Source organism: Corallococcus sp. AB049A, assembly GCF_003668885.1.
Taxonomy (GTDB): domain Bacteria; phylum Myxococcota; class Myxococcia; order Myxococcales; family Myxococcaceae; genus Corallococcus; species Corallococcus interemptor.
In genome coordinates, this window is sequence record NZ_RAWL01000043.1 from 15005 (window position 1) to 32632 (window position 17628).

Annotated in this window: 15 protein-coding genes; 5 read left to right on the forward strand and 10 right to left on the reverse strand. The window is 71.4% G+C overall.

What is annotated here, in order from left to right:
• Positions 1-50 precede the first annotated feature (50 nt).
• On the reverse strand, positions 51-2636 hold the full coding sequence (locus tag D7X55_RS07250) for a carboxypeptidase-like regulatory domain-containing protein (RefSeq protein WP_121722627.1): 2586 nt from the start codon (positions 2634-2636) through the stop codon (positions 51-53).
• A gap of 184 nt (positions 2637-2820) precedes the next feature.
• Between D7X55_RS07250 and D7X55_RS07255 the strand changes: the two genes are divergently transcribed.
• Positions 2821-3120, forward strand: a complete 300-nt coding sequence (locus tag D7X55_RS07255) for a DciA family protein (protein WP_120547534.1) — start codon at positions 2821-2823, stop codon at positions 3118-3120.
• Entirely contained in the window at positions 3117-4715 is a 1599-nt protein-coding gene (locus tag D7X55_RS07260) for a CAP domain-containing protein (RefSeq protein ID WP_199746887.1), read from the forward strand. Before D7X55_RS07255 ends, D7X55_RS07260 begins: the two co-directional genes overlap by 4 nt.
• A gap of 117 nt (positions 4716-4832) precedes the next feature.
• Here the strand turns inward: D7X55_RS07260 and D7X55_RS07265 are convergent, their stop codons facing one another.
• A complete protein-coding gene (locus D7X55_RS07265; RefSeq protein WP_014396719.1) occupies positions 4833-5066 on the reverse strand; it encodes a hypothetical protein in 234 nt (77 codons plus the stop codon).
• A gap of 294 nt (positions 5067-5360) precedes the next feature.
• On the opposite strand from D7X55_RS07265, the gene D7X55_RS07270 reads away from it, so the two are divergent.
• Positions 5361-7496 (forward strand): transglycosylase SLT domain-containing protein, encoded by a 2136-nt coding sequence (locus D7X55_RS07270; RefSeq protein WP_121722628.1) that lies wholly within the window; start codon positions 5361-5363, stop codon positions 7494-7496.
• A gap of 19 nt (positions 7497-7515) precedes the next feature.
• Here D7X55_RS07270 and cmk read toward each other — a convergent pair whose 3' ends face one another.
• From cmk to D7X55_RS07285, 3 genes are read right to left on the reverse strand one after another with little or no spacing between them, the layout of a single operon-like run.
• On the reverse strand, positions 7516-8211 hold the full coding sequence (gene cmk / locus D7X55_RS07275) for a (d)CMP kinase (RefSeq protein ID WP_121722629.1): 696 nt from the start codon (positions 8209-8211) through the stop codon (positions 7516-7518).
• On the reverse strand, positions 8208-9299 hold the full coding sequence (hisC, locus tag D7X55_RS07280) for a histidinol-phosphate transaminase (RefSeq protein ID WP_121722630.1): 1092 nt from the start codon (positions 9297-9299) through the stop codon (positions 8208-8210). The genes cmk and hisC overlap by 4 nt, the downstream gene beginning before the upstream one ends.
• A 14-nt stretch (positions 9300-9313) precedes the next feature.
• Positions 9314-10282: an acetyl-CoA carboxylase carboxyltransferase subunit alpha gene (locus D7X55_RS07285; protein ID WP_120547530.1), complete on the reverse strand. Its 969-nt coding sequence runs from the start codon at positions 10280-10282 to the stop codon at positions 9314-9316.
• Positions 10283-10376: 94 nt separating this feature from the next.
• On the opposite strand from D7X55_RS07285, the gene D7X55_RS07290 reads away from it, so the two are divergent.
• Both D7X55_RS07290 and D7X55_RS07295 read left to right on the forward strand, forming a co-directional pair.
• Positions 10377-11072: a tetratricopeptide repeat protein gene (locus tag D7X55_RS07290; RefSeq protein WP_121722631.1), complete on the forward strand. Its 696-nt coding sequence runs from the start codon at positions 10377-10379 to the stop codon at positions 11070-11072.
• A gap of 110 nt (positions 11073-11182) precedes the next feature.
• Entirely contained in the window at positions 11183-11650 is a 468-nt protein-coding gene (locus D7X55_RS07295; protein WP_120547528.1) for a hypothetical protein, read from the forward strand.
• A gap of 1 nt (position 11651) precedes the next feature.
• Here the strand turns inward: D7X55_RS07295 and D7X55_RS07300 are convergent, their stop codons facing one another.
• The 5 genes from D7X55_RS07300 to D7X55_RS07320 form a co-directional block, all read right to left on the reverse strand.
• A complete protein-coding gene (locus D7X55_RS07300; protein ID WP_121722632.1) occupies positions 11652-13631 on the reverse strand; it encodes an ArsA family ATPase in 1980 nt (659 codons plus the stop codon).
• 289 nt (positions 13632-13920) lie between these two features.
• Positions 13921-15360, reverse strand: coding sequence for an enhancer binding protein Nla6 (gene nla6 / locus D7X55_RS07305; protein WP_120551928.1), 1440 nt, complete (start codon positions 15358-15360; stop codon positions 13921-13923).
• Positions 15361-15432: 72 nt separating this feature from the next.
• Positions 15433-16095 (reverse strand): HAMP domain-containing histidine kinase, encoded by a 663-nt coding sequence (locus D7X55_RS07310; RefSeq protein WP_199746888.1) that lies wholly within the window; start codon positions 16093-16095, stop codon positions 15433-15435.
• A gap of 256 nt (positions 16096-16351) precedes the next feature.
• On the reverse strand, positions 16352-16810 hold the full coding sequence (locus tag D7X55_RS07315; RefSeq protein WP_120551930.1) for a cytidine/deoxycytidylate deaminase family protein: 459 nt from the start codon (positions 16808-16810) through the stop codon (positions 16352-16354).
• Positions 16811-16894: 84 nt separating this feature from the next.
• Positions 16895-17628, reverse strand: a 734-nt coding sequence (locus D7X55_RS07320) for a S1C family serine protease (RefSeq protein WP_147470044.1), incomplete at its 5' end; no start/stop codon positions are given.

Genomic DNA, 17628 nt, shown 5'->3' on the forward strand with positions numbered 1-17628 from the left:
GGCCGGAACGGGTGCCCCTCCAGGTCGCAGGTGCCCTGACACCCGGTGCGTCACTTCACCAGCAGAGCGCTGCCGGCGCTGACGGCGGGCTTCAGCGGCCTGCCGAGCGGGTCCCTCAGCGACGCCTCCATCCTCACGAATCCAGAGCAGGAGGTGGGCAGGAAGAAGGACACCTCGCCATGGCGCTGGACGGAGTCGATCCGCGTCACCGCCGGGTCACATTCCGGGCCGCCGCCGCTGAAGGTGACCCACACCTCGCCCTCGTCGCCGTTGGCGGTATCCGTTCCCACCCGGAAGCCATCCACCCACAGGATCAATTTGGCGCCGCGCTCCACGGATGACCCCTGGACGGGATGAACCCACGCCACCTGGGGCCGGCCTTGGTTCAGCGTGGACGTCGCGCGCACCGTCGCGGCGAGCGGCTCGGGGGCCAGGCCCCCGGACTCCGCCAGCGCGGAGAGGCTCAGCGAGCGGCCCTCGGGCGTGGCCACCGCCAGCGCCTCCACCGACAGCGACGCGCGCGAGCCCAGCATGTCGCCCTGGAAGGTGCGGTCCTCCAGGTCCGGGGGCGGCACGGGCAGGCGCACGCCGGTGACGGCGCGGCGGCCATCCACCCAGACCGTCCAGCGATGGAAGTCCTTGTCGGTGAAGACCGCGCGCACGAGCGTCGCGCCCGGCACCAGGGCGGACATGCGCCACTCGCGCGACAGCAGGCCGTTCCACGGCGACGCGTCCGCGTTGTAGCGAGCGCCCTCCGGGATGGGGAGGAACGCATCCGCGAGCGTCACCGGCTCCAGTCCCTCCGGATCGAAGCGGAGCGCGTCCAGGGGGGCCATCACCGCGCTGGTGGCCAGGCCCGTGGGCGCCCAGCCGCCCAGCACCCCTGACGACGCGAGCGCCATCAACCGGTACGCCTGCCCCTCCAGGCCGTGATGGGCCGGCGCCATGCGCACGCGCACGAGGCCCGGCGTGGACAGCAGGGGCTGCGTGTCCGTGTTCGTATCCACCGGGCTGTCGTTGACGGCGGCGCCCAGGCCCAGCGGCACCATGCCCCGTCCAGGCGCGCTCACCGAGCCCATCACCAGCGCCCGCGACAGGTAGCCGTCCCGATAGCGAGGGAGCGGCGGGACGCGCACGACGAACGGGAAGGCCAGCGGCACCTGCCGGAAGTCCAGCGACGTGAGCGGCCTGGCAGGGGGATACCCCCCGTCGACGCGCGGAACCAGGGGGAACCGCGCGTCGCGCTGGACGGCGGAGAAGAACCGCCCGGATTGCGGCAGCGCGCGCGCCAGGAGCAGCAGCGGATCCGTCGCAGGATCCATCATCCCCGCGGGAAGCTCGCCGGTCGGCGCCTGCGCGGTGAGGGCCCAGGCGGTCCGCGTGCCACAGCGCCCCGTGCGCATGGCCGTCTCTGGATCCGTTCCATCCTCGATCGCCGCGTCACACTCGCCGGCGATGCCCGGCACCGCCACGATCTCCGAGCGGACGTCCAGACCTCTCACCCAGATGTTGGAGGGCATCTCGAACGCGCGCACCGTCCCGCCCTGCCTGAGCTCGATGGGCTTGTTGGGCCCCTGGGCCTGGTAGGGCGCGGCCTCCGACAGGAGCCCGGGCACGGACAGCCCCGCCCACCCCATGGACAGCGCGCTGCTCATCCCCGGGAGCTCGAAGTTGGAGAACCCGGTGTGCACCCCGCCCTCGAGGTCCCTCGGGTTGCGGCGCAGCGGCAACCGGAGGTCGCGCGTGCCGCCCATGTCGTAGTTCGCCACGGTGAGGTAGCCGAAGTCCGGGTGGAAGACGGACACCGTCGAGTCGCTCAGCGCCGCGAGCACGGCCACGCCCCGCGCGTCCGTCGACTCGCGGGCCGTCGTGCTGCCCAGCGCGTCCGCCACCACGACCCTGGCGCCCTCGATGGGGTAGCCCGTGAGCCCGTCCGTCACCACCACCCGCACCTGACCCGCGGCCGTGTGCGGAGGCAGCACCGTGACGCTCGCGCGGCAGGACACCGCGCCCACGCGGGCCTCCACCGCCTCCACGTCCACGCCCGCCGCGTCCAGCGTGAACGTGGCTCCGGAGCCCGAGCCTCCGCCCTTCACCTGCGGCGACACGGCGGACCAGCTGAGCCCGTCGCGCAGGACGACGGGCTGGCCCTTGGCATCGGTCACCCAGGCCTCGAAGCGCTGGGTGGTGCCCACGGGCGCGACGACGCGCGCGGGCACCACGCGGCAGGCCGCCGCGCTGGACGCCGGAGGAGGAGGCCTACAGACGCCGTCGCCGCAGACCTTCCCGTCCTCGCAGTCACCGTCGCCGGTGCAGAGGGCGGGGATGCAGCGGCTGGCGTCACAGCGGCAGCCCAGCGCGGAGGACTCGCAGGCGATGATGGCGTTGAGCTCGCCCCGGCGCTCCACGGAACAGTCGAGGTCCGTGCGGCACGCGGGCTCACAGCGCGACAGGGCGGTGTTGCAGAAGAACAGCGCCGGATCCGCGCAGTCCTGATCCACCGTGCAGGCGCTGTCCGCCGGCCCTCCCTGGATGAAGGGCGCACCCATGTCGGACATCGCGCAGCCCATGGCGCACGCCAGCAGGCATGCGAGCACGAGGCCGGGGGACCGGACCGGATGGGGGATGGGACGCATGGGAACTCCGAGGGGGACCGGCCTTGCCCCGACCTTACAAGGGGAAGGCCCGCCGCGCGACCGGGGAAGGCGCCAGAACCGCTTTCGCTGAACGCCCCGGGCCGGCGGCTGCGGGAAAATCCGACGGGCGGGCAGGCAAGTGTCGGTTGGCTTCCGCCGCCAGGGGTTCCAGAATCCCCGGACGATGGCGCGCGGCGAACCGAAGACCTTGGAGAGCCTGATGCCCCGGGTGCTGGCGCGCCTGGCGGGAGAGTCGGGCCGTGCGTCGTCGCTGACGCCGCTCTGGACCGCCGCCGTGGGTGAGAACATCGCGCGCCACAGCCGCCCCCACCAGCTGGAAGGCACCACGCTGATCATCTCCGTGGAGAGCGCCGAGTGGGCCCAGGTCCTCTCCCGCCAGGAGGAGTCCCTGCGCGAACGGCTCAACGAGAAGCTGGGCCCCGGCACCGTGAAGACGCTCGTCTTCCAGCTGGTGCCGCGATGAGGGGCGTGCTCCTGGGGCTGCTGCTCGCAAGCGCACCCATCGCGTCCGCCGCGCCGCCGCCCCCCACGGTCGCCTCCGTCTCCATCCCCGAGGGCCAGGACGTTCCGCCTCCCGTGCCGGAGGAGACGCCCCAGGCCCAGGAGGCCCGGGCCCGGCTGCACGTGCTGCGCGAGTTCGAACGCGTGGGCCGCCGCGCCCCCACGAACGACAAGGCGCTGGAGGCCGCGGCCCGGAGGCTCGCGCGCGAGGCGCTGAGCGAGTTCACCACCGGCGCCCCGGACCTGCTCACGCTGACGGAGGCGGTCAGCGACTCGGGCGCCGCGGATCCATCCCCCAAGGTGCTGGTCATCCGCGCCTGGGTGCACGCGCACGCCATCGAGACATTCCTCGCGCGCACGGACTTCAACGACGAGCGCGTCAGCCACTTCGGCGTGGGCGTGGCCTTCCTGGGCGAGCGCGCCGCGCTGGTGCTGCTCACCTCCGACCGCAAGGCGGAGGTGCTCCCCTTCCCCCGGACGATCGCCAAGGCCGGCACGGAGAAGCGCGTGTGCGGCCGGCTGGTGCCGCCGCTGCGCAGCCCGCAGGTCTTCGTCACCCGGCCGGATGGCGAGGTGGAGGCCGTGGCCCTCAGCCGCGCGCCGTCCGGCACCAACGGCTTCTGTGCCCTGGTGGGCTTCGACACGCCCGGCGGCTACACCGTGGAGGTGGTGGGCCAGGCGGACGCGGGGCCGGAGGTGACGTCGCTGTTCCTGGTGCAGGTGGGGGCCCGTACCGCGCGCGGTGGGCAGGAAGCGCAGCGCGAGCCCACCACGCTCGCCGAGGCGCGCACCGCCCTCTACGAGCGCATCAACACCCTGCGCCGCGCGCACAAGCTGCCGGAGCTCACGCCGGACCCGGCGCTGGAGGAGGTGTCGCTGCGCTACAGCACGCGCATGGCGACGGAGGGCTTCTTCGCGCACATCGCGCCGGACGGCTCCACGCTCACCAAACGCCTCCCGGAGGGCACGCGCTACGTGCGCGCCGGTGAGAACCTGGGCCTGGCGGCGGGCCCGCTCGCGGCGCACTTCGGCATCGAGCACAGCCCCGGCCACCGCAAGAACCTGCTGGACCCCGCGTTCCGCTTCATGGGCGTGGGCGCGGCGTTCCAGAAGGTGGACGGCCGGGACCAGGCCATCATCACGGAAGTGTTCACGGCGGCGTCCCCTGGCGCGGCGCTCCCGGCGGACCCGGTGTCGGACGTCTACGAGGCCCTGACGCGGCACCGCGCCACCCTCAAGCTGCCGCCCCTGGTGCGCAGCGAAGCTTTGGAGCGGCTGGCGCGCGACCATGCCCGCCGCGCGCTGGCGCAGGACGAGCCCAACCCCGGGGACGGAGAACCATCTCCCCTGCACGAGCGGGTGTTCTCCGCCCTGCCGGACGCGGGCACCGCGTCGGTGGACTTCTTCGTCGTGGGCGACCCGAGCGCCGTTCCGGAATCGCGCAGCCTGGCCACCGCCACCTACACCCGGGTGGGCGTGGGACTGGTGCGGGGCAACTCCAAGCGCTTCGGACAGGGCCAGTACTGGGTGGCCGTCATCTACGCGGCGGTCCCCTGAAGCCAGCGGCTCCGGTGGGGACCGTCCACGCGGACTCCGGCCACGTCCGACTTCGGGCGTGACCGGGTGTCAGCTCGCGCGGGCCCTGGGTAACGGGCCGCATGTCAGACGTCCCGGTTAGACAGGACGGCGCTGCGTGGCGTACGCCTCCAGCCCCATCTGCGGAGGCGCGAGGTTGGCGTACATCGGGCACTTCATGCACGTGAACGACTGCCAGCCGCGACGCACGGCCTCATCGAGGCAGTTGTCGTAGTGGTTGCAGTTCAGGTTGCGATGCGTCTCGACGCCTGCCCGCTTCGGGCCGGCTTCGGGATTGATGGTCTGCGGCAGATCGGACGGACACGGCTTCATGGAGCCTCCCCTATGAGCTGTTTCCCCCCCCGAGGTCTGTGAACGAGCAGTGCTACCGACGACAGGTCTGACTGACACACATCGGTCCGGAGTAGCGCTCAACGGCGGCGCAACGTAAGGATTCCCTCCGGATAGCGCAACGGGTCGACAACCCCGCGGGACCAGCCCGCGGCGGCGGGATCTAGGACTTGTCGGGCCGACTGTCAAACCGACCCCCGCCCACCTGGTGGGGAATGTCGACTGCAAACCTCTCGTTCGAAAGCCGCAAGGCCGCGAAGTGAAAGGAAGAATTCCATGAGTTGGACCGGCTGGGTGGCGGGTTGGGTGACGGGGGTGGCGCTGGGGCAGTCTCCGGCGACGCTGGAGGCCGTCCGCCTGCACCGGTCCGACGCGGCGGCGCTCGCCCAGGCGGAGCTCGCCGCCTGTGAGAAGGCGAAGTGCCCGGATGCCGGCCGCCTGGGCCTGCTCGCTGGCACCCTCGTCCTCTCGGACGGGGAGGCTGCCCAGGCGCGGGACCTGCTCACCCGCCACGCGGCGCCCGCGCCCCTGGAGGCCTTCCACGCCTTCTACCTGGGCCAGGCGCGCTTCTACGCGGGCGACCCGAACGGCGCCGCGAAGGACTTCGAGCGGGCGCTGAAGAAGGCCTCCCCGGCCCTGGCCGTGCGCGCCCGCGCCCGCCTGGGCGAGTCGCTCCTGGACGCACACCGGCCCAAGGACGCGGCCCCGGTGCTGGAGTCGGCGGCGGCGGCGCAGCCCACCGCGGAGCTGCTCTTCCAGCGCGCCCAGACGCGCGCGGCCACCGGCAACGCGGCGGGCCTGCGCGCGGACCTGAAGTCCGTGGCGCTGCGCTTCCCCGCCCACCCCTACGCGAACGAGGCGCTGGAGCAGCTGGCCGCGCTGAAGCCCGCGGTGAAGCTCACCCTGCCCGAACACCTCCAGCGCGCGAAGGGCTTCCTGTCCAGCGACGCGCCGGCGCGGGCCGAGGAGGAGCTGGCGACGGCGGAGAAGCGCGCGCTGGTGAAGGGCGCTCCCGCCCAGGCGCAGGTGGCGCTCCTGCGCGCGCAGGTGCTCTTCGCGCAGGGCAAGCGCGAGGACGCGGAGAAGGCGCTCGCCGTGGCGCGCAAGGGGCCGCCGGCCATCGCCGCGGAGGCCGCGCTGGTGGTGGCGCGCCGGGCGCTGCGCTCGGACGACAACGAGAAGGCGCGCAAGCTGATGGCCGCGCTGGACAAGGCCTATCCGTCCCAGGCCGCCGGTGAGGAGGGCGCGTTCTTCGCCGCGTGGCTGGACATGCAGGGCGGCCGCTTCGAGGACGCGACGAAGTCCTTCGCGGACTACGAGAAGCGCTACAAGGGCTCGCGCCGCCGCGACGAAGCGATGTGGTTCCGCGCCCTCTCGCACATCCGGCTGGAGCAGTACGCGAAGGCGCGCCAGGCGCTGGATGACCTGGTCGCGGCCTACCCGAAGACGAGCATGGCGCCGCAGGCGCGCTACTGGATGGCGCGCACGGAGGAGCTGGGCGGCGGCAAGGCGGCCACGGTGGGCCCGGCCTACGAAGCCGTCATCAGCGCCGCGCCCGCGTCGTTCTACGCGCTGCTCGCCACGGAGCGGCTGCGCGAGCTGGGCCGCACGCCGCCCGCGGCCTTCCCGCAGCCTCCGAAGCAGCTCACCCTGCCCCGCCCGCCAGAGCTGGAATTGGCCGTGGCGCTGACGCGCGCGGGGCTCTTCCGCGACGCGGCGGACGAGGTGCAGTCACGCGTGTCGGACCTGCGCGGCCCGGACCAGGCGCTGCCGTTCGCGCACGCGCTCCTGCAGCTGGGCGAGTTCGGCCACGCGCACGTCGTGGCGGCGCGCCACCTGTGGGGCCGGGCCTTCGGGGCGAAGGCGCCGGACGCGCTGGCCGCGTTCTACCCGCGCGCGTTCGCCCAGGCGGTGGAGACGGAGGCCACGCGGCAGGCGTTGGATCCGTTCCTCGTGTGGGCCATCATGCGGCGTGAGAGCGCCTTCCGGCCGGAGGTCATGAGCGCGGCGGACGCGCGCGGCCTCATGCAGATCATCCCGCCCACGGCGACGGAGATCGCCCAGAAGATGGCGGAGCCCGCGCCCGCGCCGGCGGACCTCTTCGCCCCGGAGCGCAACATCCGCTACGGCGCGTGGTACCTGGCGCAGCTGATGAAGCGCTTCGCGCACCCTGCCCTCGCGGCGGCGGCCTACAACGCGGGCCCCAAGGCGGCGGTGCGCTGGACGCAGGAGCGCGGCTCCATGCCCCTGGACCTCTTCGTGGAGTCCATCCCGTACCGGGAGACGCGCGGCTACGTGAAGCAGGTGGTGGCGGACCTGTACCTCTACCACCGCTTCTACGAGAAGGACGGCACCCAGGCCCGGCTGGCCATGACGGTGCCCGCGCCCTCCACGGACGGCGTCAGCTTCTGACGGGCTCCGGAGCCGAAATTCAGGCGCCGCGCGAGGCCCGGCGGCGCTCGATTTCGTGCTCCAGCGACTGCACCACCTCCGACAACGGCATGCTGCTGGAGTCCACGTGCACCGCGTCGTCGGCGGGCTTCAGGGGCGCCACCTCGCGGCCGGAGTCCGCGGCATCGCGGCGCGTCTGGTCCTGGAGGACGCCCTCCAGGCTGCTGTCCACGCCCTTCTGGAACAGCTCCTCGAAGCGGCGGCGCGCCCGCACCTCCGGGTTCGCCTGGAGGAAGAACTTCACGTCCGCGTCCGGGAACACCACCGTGCCGATGTCGCGGCCTTCCAGGATGGCGCCCGACGCCGCCTCCAGCGCCAGCCGCCGCTGGAGCGCCAGGAGCCCCGCGCGCACCACCGGCCGCCCGGACACCTGCGACGCGCCCATGGAGATGGGCGGCGTGCGGATCTCCGACGACACGTCCTCGCCACCCAGGAAGACGTGGTTCTCCTCGCCCACCACCTGGAAGTGGATGCGCACGCGCCCGAGCAGCTCGCCCAGCTTCGCGTCGTCGTCGAACGCGATGCCCTCGCGCGAGGCCATCAGCGCCACGCAGCGGTAGATGGCGCCCGTGTCCACCAGCGCGAAGCCCAGCCGCCGCGCCAGCAGCTTGGACACGGAGGACTTGCCCGCCCCGGCCGGCCCGTCGATGGCGACGATGAACGGACGCGCGCTCATGACAGGGCCTCCTTGAGCGCGGCCACGCAGCGCGCGTTCTCCTGGGGCGTGCCCACGGAGATGCGCAGGCAGGTCGGGTGGCCGTTGCCCGCCATGGGCCGGACGATGACGCCCCGGCGCAACAGCTGCTCGTACACCTCACCGGACGGGCGGTGGCAGTCCACGAAGACGAAGTTCGCGTGGCTGTCCGTCAGGGTGAGCCCCAGCTTCGGCAGCTCTTCCCCGTAGAAGCGCAGCCCCACGCGGTTGTTCTCGCGCGTGCGCTTCACGTGCTCCGCGTCCTCCAGCGCGGCCATGCCCGCCGCCTGCGCCACCGTGGTCAGGTTGAACGGCATGCGCGTGCGGTGCACGTAGCCCGCGAGCTTCGCGTCCATCACCGCGCTTCCCAACCGGATGCCGGCCAGCCCGTGGATCTTGCTGAAGGTGCGCAGCCCCACCAGGTTCGGGTGCGCGTGGAACAGCTCCACGGCGCTCGCGTAGTCGGGCCAGTCCACGAACTCCGCATAGGCCTCGTCGTGGACGACGAGCACGTCCTTGGGCACCGCCGCCAGGAACGTCTCCAGGTCCTTGCGCCCGAAGGTGGTGCCCGTGGGGTTGTCCGGGTTGGCCAGGAACACCATGCGCGTGCGCGGCGTGACGGCGCGGGCCATGGCCTCCAGGTCGTAGCGGAAGCCCTCGCGCATGGGCACCTCCACGAACGCACGGCCGTGCGCCTGCGCGGAGATGCGGTACGCGGGGAACGACCCCTTGCACAGGAGGATCTCCTCCTCGGGCGTCGTGAACGTGCGGATCAGCAGCTCAATCAGCTCGTTGGAGCCGCTGCCCAGCACGACCTCTTCCGGCTTCACGCCCAGGTGCGCGGCCAGCCGGCGCACCAGGTGGAAGCTGGTGGCGTCCGGATACAGGTTCACCTGCGCGGCGGCGTTGCGCATGGCCTCCACCGCGCGGGGCGACGGGCCCAGCGGGTTCTCGTTGGAGGCCAGCTTGATGACGCCCTTGAGGCCGTACTCCCGCTCGGTCTCCTCGATGGGCTTGCCCGGGACGTAGGCCTTGAGCGTCTCGACGTAGGGAGGAACGAGCGGTCGCATGGGTGAAGAAACCTCTATTTGCCGGTGAACACGCCGAAGGCGCGGAACTTGTCGTAGCGGTCGCGAACCAGTGCATCCGGCCGCAGCTCCGCCAGCTGACCCAGGTGCTTGCGGAGCGCCTTGCCCAGCGCTTCCGCCGCCTTGGCCGGGTCGCGGTGCGCGCCGCCCGGGGGCTCGGGGACCACCTCGTCGATGATCTTCATCTCCAGCAGGTCCGGCGCGGTGGGACGCATGGCGTCCGCGGCCTTGTCCGCCTTGCTGGCGTCACGGAAGAGGATGGACGCGCAGCCCTCCGGGGTGATGACGGAGTAGACGCTGTTCTGGAGCATCAGCACGCGGTTGCCCACGCCGATGGCCAGCGCGCCGCCGGAGCCGCCCTCGCCAATCACCGTGGAGATGATGGGCACGCGCAGCCGGCTCATGACCTCCAGGTTCACTGCGATGGCCTCCGCCTGGCCGCGCTCCTCCGCGCCAATGCCCGGGTACGCGCCCGGCGTATCCACGAAGGTGAGGATGGGCTTCTCCATCCGCTCGGCCAGCTCCATCAGCCGGCGCGCCTTGCGGTAGCCCTCCGGGCGCGGCATGCCGAAGTTGCGGGCCATGTTCTCGCGCGTGTTGCGGCCCTTCTGGTGGCCGATGAGCATCACCGTCTTGCCGTCGAAGCGCGCGAAGCCGCCGACGATGGACGGGTCCTCGCCGAAGTGCCGGTCGCCGCACAGCTCGAAGAAGTCGGTGAAGAGGTGCTGGACGTAGTCCAGGAAGTACGGCCGCGCGTTGTGACGCGACAGCTGCACCATCTGCCAGCGGGTCAGGTCGCTGAAGATCTCCGCCTGGAGCTTCTTCGCCTTCTTCTCCAACTTGGAGATTTCAGAGGAGAAATCCGCCGTGCCGCTGGTGGAGAGGGCCTTGAGCTCCTCGATCTTCTTCTCCAGCTCGATGAGCGGGCGCTCGAAGTCGAGCGCGTAGCCAATGCCGGTTGCCATGGCGCCGAACTAGCACCAGGGTTCAGGCCTTTCAACGCGCAAGCGGTTACGCACCCCCCTGGAATGTCCGGGGGCACTGCCCGTCTGGAGCCACATGATCCTCGCCCTCTCCCTGGCCCTGGCGCTCAACGCCGCTCCGGCGGCGGCACCGGCCCCCTCTGGCCGGGCCCTCAACACGCAGGGGTTCCGGCTGTACCAGTCCGGCCACTTTCCGGAGGCGCTGGAGAAATTCCAGCAGGCCGCCCAAGCCACCCCGGACTACGCCCTGGCCCACTACAACGCCGCGGCCACCCTGGGCGTCCTGCGCAAGCAGGGCAAGGTCTGCGAGTACAGCGCCCACCGCGACGTCATCGTGGAGAAGCTGGCCACCGCCGTGCGCCTGGACGCGCGCCGCCTCCAGCGGGCCAGGGAGGACCGGGACCTGGACGTCATCCGGGACACACTCGGCTGGCAGAAGCTGCTGGGGCGCACGCCCGAGAAGGAGGCCGACGTGCCGGCCCTCCTCAAGGCGGTGTCCTGGTACGGCCCCGGCGTGGGCGTCTACGGCACCACCCGGGCCCTGAAGTTCCAGGACAAGGGCCGCGTGGAGCTCTGGAGGAAGGACGTGGATGACTCCGGCACGCCCCGCGAGTCCCGGACCCCGGGCACGTACACCGTCCGGGGCCGCACGGTGGAGGTGAAGCTCCCCGGATCCGCGCCCATCACCGGGACGCTCAGCGCGGCGGGCGCCCTCACCTTCCCGGAGCCCCTGGGCGCCTTCTCCGACAACCCGTCGGAGTGCGAGGCCTGACGTGAAGTGAAATGACGTCCTGTGCACGCCTACACGCCTCCAGGGAGCCCCGCCCTGGCGCGCCTGCCTGCCGGTGCCCACCTTCCCGTCCGTAGCGGAGGGGGAAAGCAGTGCACCGACTGAACGCAAGACACTGGGGGCTGGTCGCCATCATCGCCGCCGCGCCCTTCGTCCTCGCCTTCGTGCTGGGAGCCTCGGCGCCCCAGCTGTTGGAGCCGGTGCTCGGCACGCCGGTGGGTGGGCTGAGCTGGGGGCTGGCCACGGTGCTGGGGCTGGTGGGCGGCGCCCTCTTCGCGCGCATCCTCGCGGCCCTTCAGCGCCCGCGCATCCAGTCATCCCCGGTGCTGCGCGTGCTGGGAACGGTGGGCGGCGCCAGCGTGGTGGTGACCCTGTGCATCGTGCCGGCGGTGGCGCTGATGCTCATCGGTCCGGGCTGGGTGCTCAGCCAGCACCTCCAGGTGCCGGCGGCTCCGGCGGTGCGCTCGCTCAAGGCGAGCGCCCTGGACCTGCTGGGCCAGGCGCGCCGGGCGTATCCCCACCGGCTGCCCCTGACCCAGCTGCTGCCGGGCCCTCACTGAATCAGGCGGCCTTGACCTTCGCCGGCGGCGCGGACAGCGCGTACCAGGCGGTGCGGAACGCCTTCAGCTCGCGGAGCCCCGCGGGGTGACGGCCCAGCGCGGGCGCCATCGTCACGGGCAGGCCAATCTTCTTCTCCATGGCCTTGGCCGCGTTGAGCTCCAGCTTGCGGCGGTTCTCGCACTTGTCGCAGGTGGACTTGGGGCCCACGCGGTTGACGAGCACGCGCTCCACCTGGAGCTTCTTCTCCTTCAGGTACTCCACCAGCCGCTCCGTGCGGGACGCCGCCAGGTCCTCGCCGCGCGTCACGACGACGAAGCGCGACTCACTGGGGGACGCCAGCGCGTCCTCGAAGCGCTTCACGTGCTTGAGCATCGCCGCCAGATCATCCGCCAGCTCGCCCAGGCCCTTGGCGCGGTGCTTGTTGAGGATGCCGTGCAGCGCGCCCAGCCACGTCTTCGCCGTGTCCGCCAGCTCCACCACGCGGACGTTGGTCACCTGCGGAGACGAGTCCACCACGATGCGCTTGAAGCGCTCCTGCACCAGCGCGTCCGTCAGCACGGACATGGCCGCCAGCTCGTCGATGCCCGGGGGCGCGCACTCCAGCAGGTTGCGCAGGTAGAGCAGGTCCGCCGGCACGTCGTTGCCCGCCTTGGGCGCGCCCTCGAAGGCCTTCTCCGCCTTCTCCTTCAGGCGCTTGCGCAGGGCATTGAACCAGCCCGCCATGTCCAGCTCGCGCGCGTACAGGCCCTTGGTGCCCTTCACCTGCGTCTCGGTGTCCGTCAGGCGGCTCTGCAGCACGTCCGACAGCGAGTGCGCGGGGTCCGTGGAGATGAGGAGCACCGGCCCCTCCTTCTCCGTCAGCGTCACCGCCGCGGCGGCCGCGCAGGAGGACTTGCCCACCCCGCCCTGCCCCACGAAGAAGATGAGCCGCGTGGGCGGCAGCGGAGGCGCCGCGATGGGAGGCATGGACGGGGCGCGCACCAGCGCCGGAGGCCCTTCGGCCGCGCTGAACTCCAGCGCCTTGGTCTCCTTGCCCGCCGCCCACTCCTTGGCGAACTCCTTCAGCCCGTCCAGCCCCCGGGGTGCCACCTCGCGGCGGCCCAGCAGGTTCACGGGCACGTTCTTGTCCAGCGCCTGGTACTTGCGCACGTGCGGCGCCTGCAGGCCGCGGCGGCCCTGGCACGCGGGGCAACCCTCGTGGTCCTCCACCTGGTTGACCACCACCTCCGTCACCGGCAGCCCGCGCTCGCGCAGCTGGGTGAAGTACATGCGCGTCTGCGCTTCCGGCACCGGCTCCGCCAGCGCCACCAGGTGGAAGGCCGTGCGCGCCGGATCCTTCAGCAGCGCCAGCAGCTTCTCCGCCTTCTGGCCCACCTGCTCCAGGAAGCCACCCGAGCCCTCCGCGGCGGCGGCCGCGGCGGCCTTCTTGCCCTTGCCGCTGGGGGCCGGGGCGGCGCGGTCCTGGCCCGCCTTCACGAAGCCCAGGAACTTGCGCAGCTGCGCCGGCAGGTCGAACAGGCGGAGCGTGTGGCTGGTGGGCGCCGTGTCCACGACGATGCGGTCGTAGTCACCCGACTCCAGCAGGTCCACCACGTGGAAGAGCGCCACCAGCTCCTCCAGCCCCGGCACCGCCTGCTGGTAGAGCTTGCCCAGCTCCTCGTCCGACAGGTGCGTGCCCTTCACCGCCGCCTTCGCCAGCGCCGGCAGGTACTCCGCCAGGAACGGCTTGAGCAGCGCGGGCGGGTTGAGCTCCGCGCCGAAGAGGCCGCCCTCGCCCTTGCCCGCCTGGAGCTTCGTGGGCTTCGCCGGCAGCTTCTTCTTCACCAGGTCCGACAGGGACTGGACCGGATCCAACGAGACGACCAGCACCCGGTGCTTGGGCACTTCTTCGGAGAGCCTCACCGCGTACGCTGCCGCAAGCGTCGTCTTGCCGACCCCGCCCTTGCCGCCGAAGAAGTGAAGAACTCGCGCGTCGCTCATTGCGTTGTGGCCTTCCTTGTGCCCCCCCGGCGGCACCCCAGATGACTCACGTCGGACGACCGCACCATGGGGGGCGGACGTGGCCCGAAAAGAGACGTCCCGGCCGGGCCCTCACCAACGGGTGGGAGAGGCCCGGAGGATCCCCCGTCCAGGGGGGAAAAGTCAAGAATTGACAGGGGTTTTCGAGACCTCCCCCGCCCGTTTAAACCGGCTTGGGGAGGCCCCGTGCGCGCTCTCCAGGTGCCCTGCCAAGGGCCCGGAATCCGGGCCCTCTTGCCTACCTGTCAGGTCAGCGCGTCAGGAAGCTGCTGGCGCTCATGGGGCCGTCGTTGCCCTGCCCGCCCAGGGGGCTCCCGCCACCCGGGGTGCCCTGGGCGCGGTTCTCGGCCGCGTAGCGGTTGAGCTTGTTGTAGAGCGTCTTCTCGCTCACCCCCAGCACCTCCGCCGTGCGGGCCTTGTTGTTCCCGTTGCGCTGCAGGCTGCCCAGGATGTACTCGCGCTCCACGGCGTCCAGGCTCAGGCCGAACGGCAGCTTGAACGTGTGGCGCTCCGGGGACTTGCCGGCCATGTCGGGCGGCAGGTGCTCGCGGGTGATCAGCTCCCCGTCGCAGAGGATGACGGCGCGCTCCACGGCGTTGCGCAGCTCGCGGATGTTGCCCGGCCAGTCGTAGTTCTTGAGCACCTCCATCGCGTCCGGGTGCACGCCGGAGACGCGCTTGGCGGAGTCCCCGCGGAACTTGTCCACGAAGTGCTGGACCAGGATGGGCACGTCGTCCCGGCGCTCGCGCAAGGGCGGCAGGTGCAGCTGGAACACGTTGAGGCGGAAGTAGAGGTCCTCGCGGAAGCGCTGGTTCTTGATCTCCTGCTTCAGGTCGCGGTTCGTGGCGGACAGCACGCGCACGTCCACCTCGATCTCCACCTTGCCGCCCAGCCGGCGCAGGCGGCCCTCTTCCAGCACGCGCAGCAGCTTCGCCTGCAGGTCGATGGGGATTTCGCCCAATTCGTCCAGGAAGAGCGTGCCGCCGTGGGCCATCTCGAACACGCCCGGGCGGCGCTGATCCGCGCCGGTGAAGGCGCCGCGCTCGTGGCCGAAGAGCTCGGACTCGATCAGCGTCGCGGGGATGGACGCGCAGTTGATGGCGATGAAGGGCTTGTCGCGGCGCAGGGACAGGTTGTGCACCGTGCGGGCGACGACTTCCTTGCCCGTGCCGGACTCGCCGCTGATGGAGACGGAGGCCTTGGAGGGGGCCACCTTCTCGATCATCTCGATGACCTTGCGCATCCCGGTGGAGCCGGCGATGAGGTCCGTGGAGCCCAGCTGCTTGAGGCGGCGCCGGAGCGTCTGCACCTCGCGCAGGGTCTCCTTCTTCTCCAGCGCGCGGTCGATGCAGACCTTGAGCCGCGCGGTGTCCAGCGGCTTCACGATGAAGTCGTAGGCGCCCTCGCGGATGGACTCCACCGCGGTGTCGATGGTGCCGCGGCCGGTGAGGAACACCACCGGGCAGTCCGGCAGCTCGTCGCGCAGGTTGCGCAACAGCCACAGACCGTCCGTCTCCGGCATGGCGAGATCCGACAGGACGACGTCGGGCCGGAACTCACCGGCCTTGCGGAGGGCGTCATGCCCGTCGAACGCCGTCTCAACCTTGTGACCCCAGGCGGACAACATCTCCGCCAGGGCCTCGCAGGTCTCACGTTCGTCATCCACGGCCAGGATTCGTGCGCTGCCCAAGGTGAAAACCTCCACTGCGATGAAGCGTGATGAAACCGGATGGAAGACCGTTCGCGACCGAAGGGGGGAACTTCAGGCGCGAGGGAACACGAGGCGGCACGAGCCCGCCTCCACGACGAATTCGATGCCCAGCTGGGCCGCGCGGAGCGTGAGCGCGGCGACGGTGTCCGTCGCCCGCTCGGGGGCCGAGGAACCGTCCACCACCTCCAGCACCGCCTGAGGGCCCTCCGCGCGGACCGCGACCACCACGGTGGCGCCGGACTCCGCGCGCTGGAACGCGCGCATCAGCACCTGCACCAGGAAGAAGCCCAGCTCCGTGGTGTCCTCCATGCGGGCCTGGACCTCCGGCTCGATGGCGCGCGTGACCTGAAGCCGGCGCCGGCGGCTCTCATGGCCCAGCACGTCCAGGGCCTTGCCGGTGGCGTCCGACAGCGGCGCGTCCCCGGAGGGGCCCGCCCCGCGAAACACGATGAAGTCCGAGAAGAGCTTCAGCAGGCTGTCCACGCGAGCGATCTGCTCGCGCATCGCCTTGAGGTTCTTCTCCTGCGTGGCCGGCACCTGGCCGGACTCGCCCTTGAGCTTCTCGGAGAGCACTTCGAGATGGATGGCCAGCGCGTTGAGCGGATTGCGCACGTCGTGCAGCAAGCTGTCCATCAAGGGCGGAACCGCGTCGTAGCGGGCCGCGCCCACCACCGGGTCCGACACATCCTGGACAGAAGGCACACTGCTGGCCATGAGAGATGAGTTAACCACCTGGAACTCCTGGGAATTTCCGTCGCCCCACCCCCGCCGCCGCCCAACCGAGGCCAGGATTTAGGGAGCACCCCTGGGATCGTCAACCCTGGGTCGGTAATTCTTGCCGGAGTTCTAAAATTCCCGTGTCGGAACAGCCACTTAGGACCACTCAGAAGTGTCATTCAACGAACGGGAGACCCGCCCCGGGCGATCAGCGTGTCCAGGGGTTGTCCACCCCTGGACAGCGCGTCCGCCTTCAGGTGCCGGTGGCGGGCGCGGGAGGCTGCGCGGCGGCGCCCAGGCCCACCAGCTGGAGCCCCAGCCGGGCGGCGTACTCGAAGATGCGCGGGTCCCGGTAGAACTCACCAAAGACGATGCGGGTGCAGCCGCTGTTGGCGATCAGCTTGAAGCACGGCCAGCACGGGCTGGCGGTCGTGTAGATGGTGGCCCCGTCGATGCCGACGCCGTTCTTCGCCGCCTGGATGATGGCGTTGGCCTCCGCGTGGACGGTGGCCACGCAGTGGCCGTTCTCCATCATGTGGCCCACTTCATCGCAGTGGGGCAGGCCGCGGATGGCGCCGTTGTAGCCGGTGGACAGGATGGTCTTGTCCCGCACCAGCACCGCGCCCACGTGCTTGCGGTCGCAGGTGGCGCGCGTGGCCACCTGCTGCGCGATGTCCATGAAGTACTGATCCCAATTGCCCCGAGCGGACATGCGGCCCAACCCTCCAGAGGATGAGCCGGCAGCTGTAACGCCGGATGCGGGCCGGAACCAATTCCTGGCCGGCCCGCTGTCGGATCAGCGACTGGCCGTCTTCTGGGGCCCCGCGCCCGCGGAGCGCTCCAGCAGCCGGCCGAAGCCCTTGGCCTGGAGGAAGCCGCGCACCTTGGCGCTGGGCGCGGCGAAGGTCTCTCCGGGCATGGGCACGTCGAAGCTGAAGTTCTGCGACGCGACCTCGAAGTCCACCTTCGCGGTGCGGTAGCCCTCCACGATGGCCAACAGCCGCCCCGTCTCCAGGCTGAAGATGCCGCCGCCGGAGGCCCCGTACCCGATGGGCGCGTCCGTCTTCAGCATGCGCGGGTGCTTCGTCTGCTTGTCCCACTCCACCTGGGACACCATGCCGCCGGAGATGGACAGCGCGCGGCCGTACGGGGACGCCGCCACCACCACGTCCTCGCCGGGCTCCAGCTCATCGTCCGCCGCCAGCTCCGCCGCGGGCCACGTCACGCCCGTCACGCGCAGCAGCGCCAGGTCCAGGTCCGGCACCTCGCCCGAGGCCACTACCTCCGCGGCGTACTCGTGCGTCTCCGCGCGGCGGTCCAGTACGACCGTGAGCACGGGGTCCTTCAGATCGCCCTGCTCCACCGCGTGCGCGTTGGTGAGCACGTAGCTGACGGGCCCGGCCTCACCGGCCTCCGTGCCAATGACGACCCCCGACGCCGAGCGGCGCACCTTGCCGTCCTCCGTCGTCACCAGCCGCACGTTGAGCGGGAGGATGCGCCGCACCATGGACTTGCGCGTGGGATGGGGCG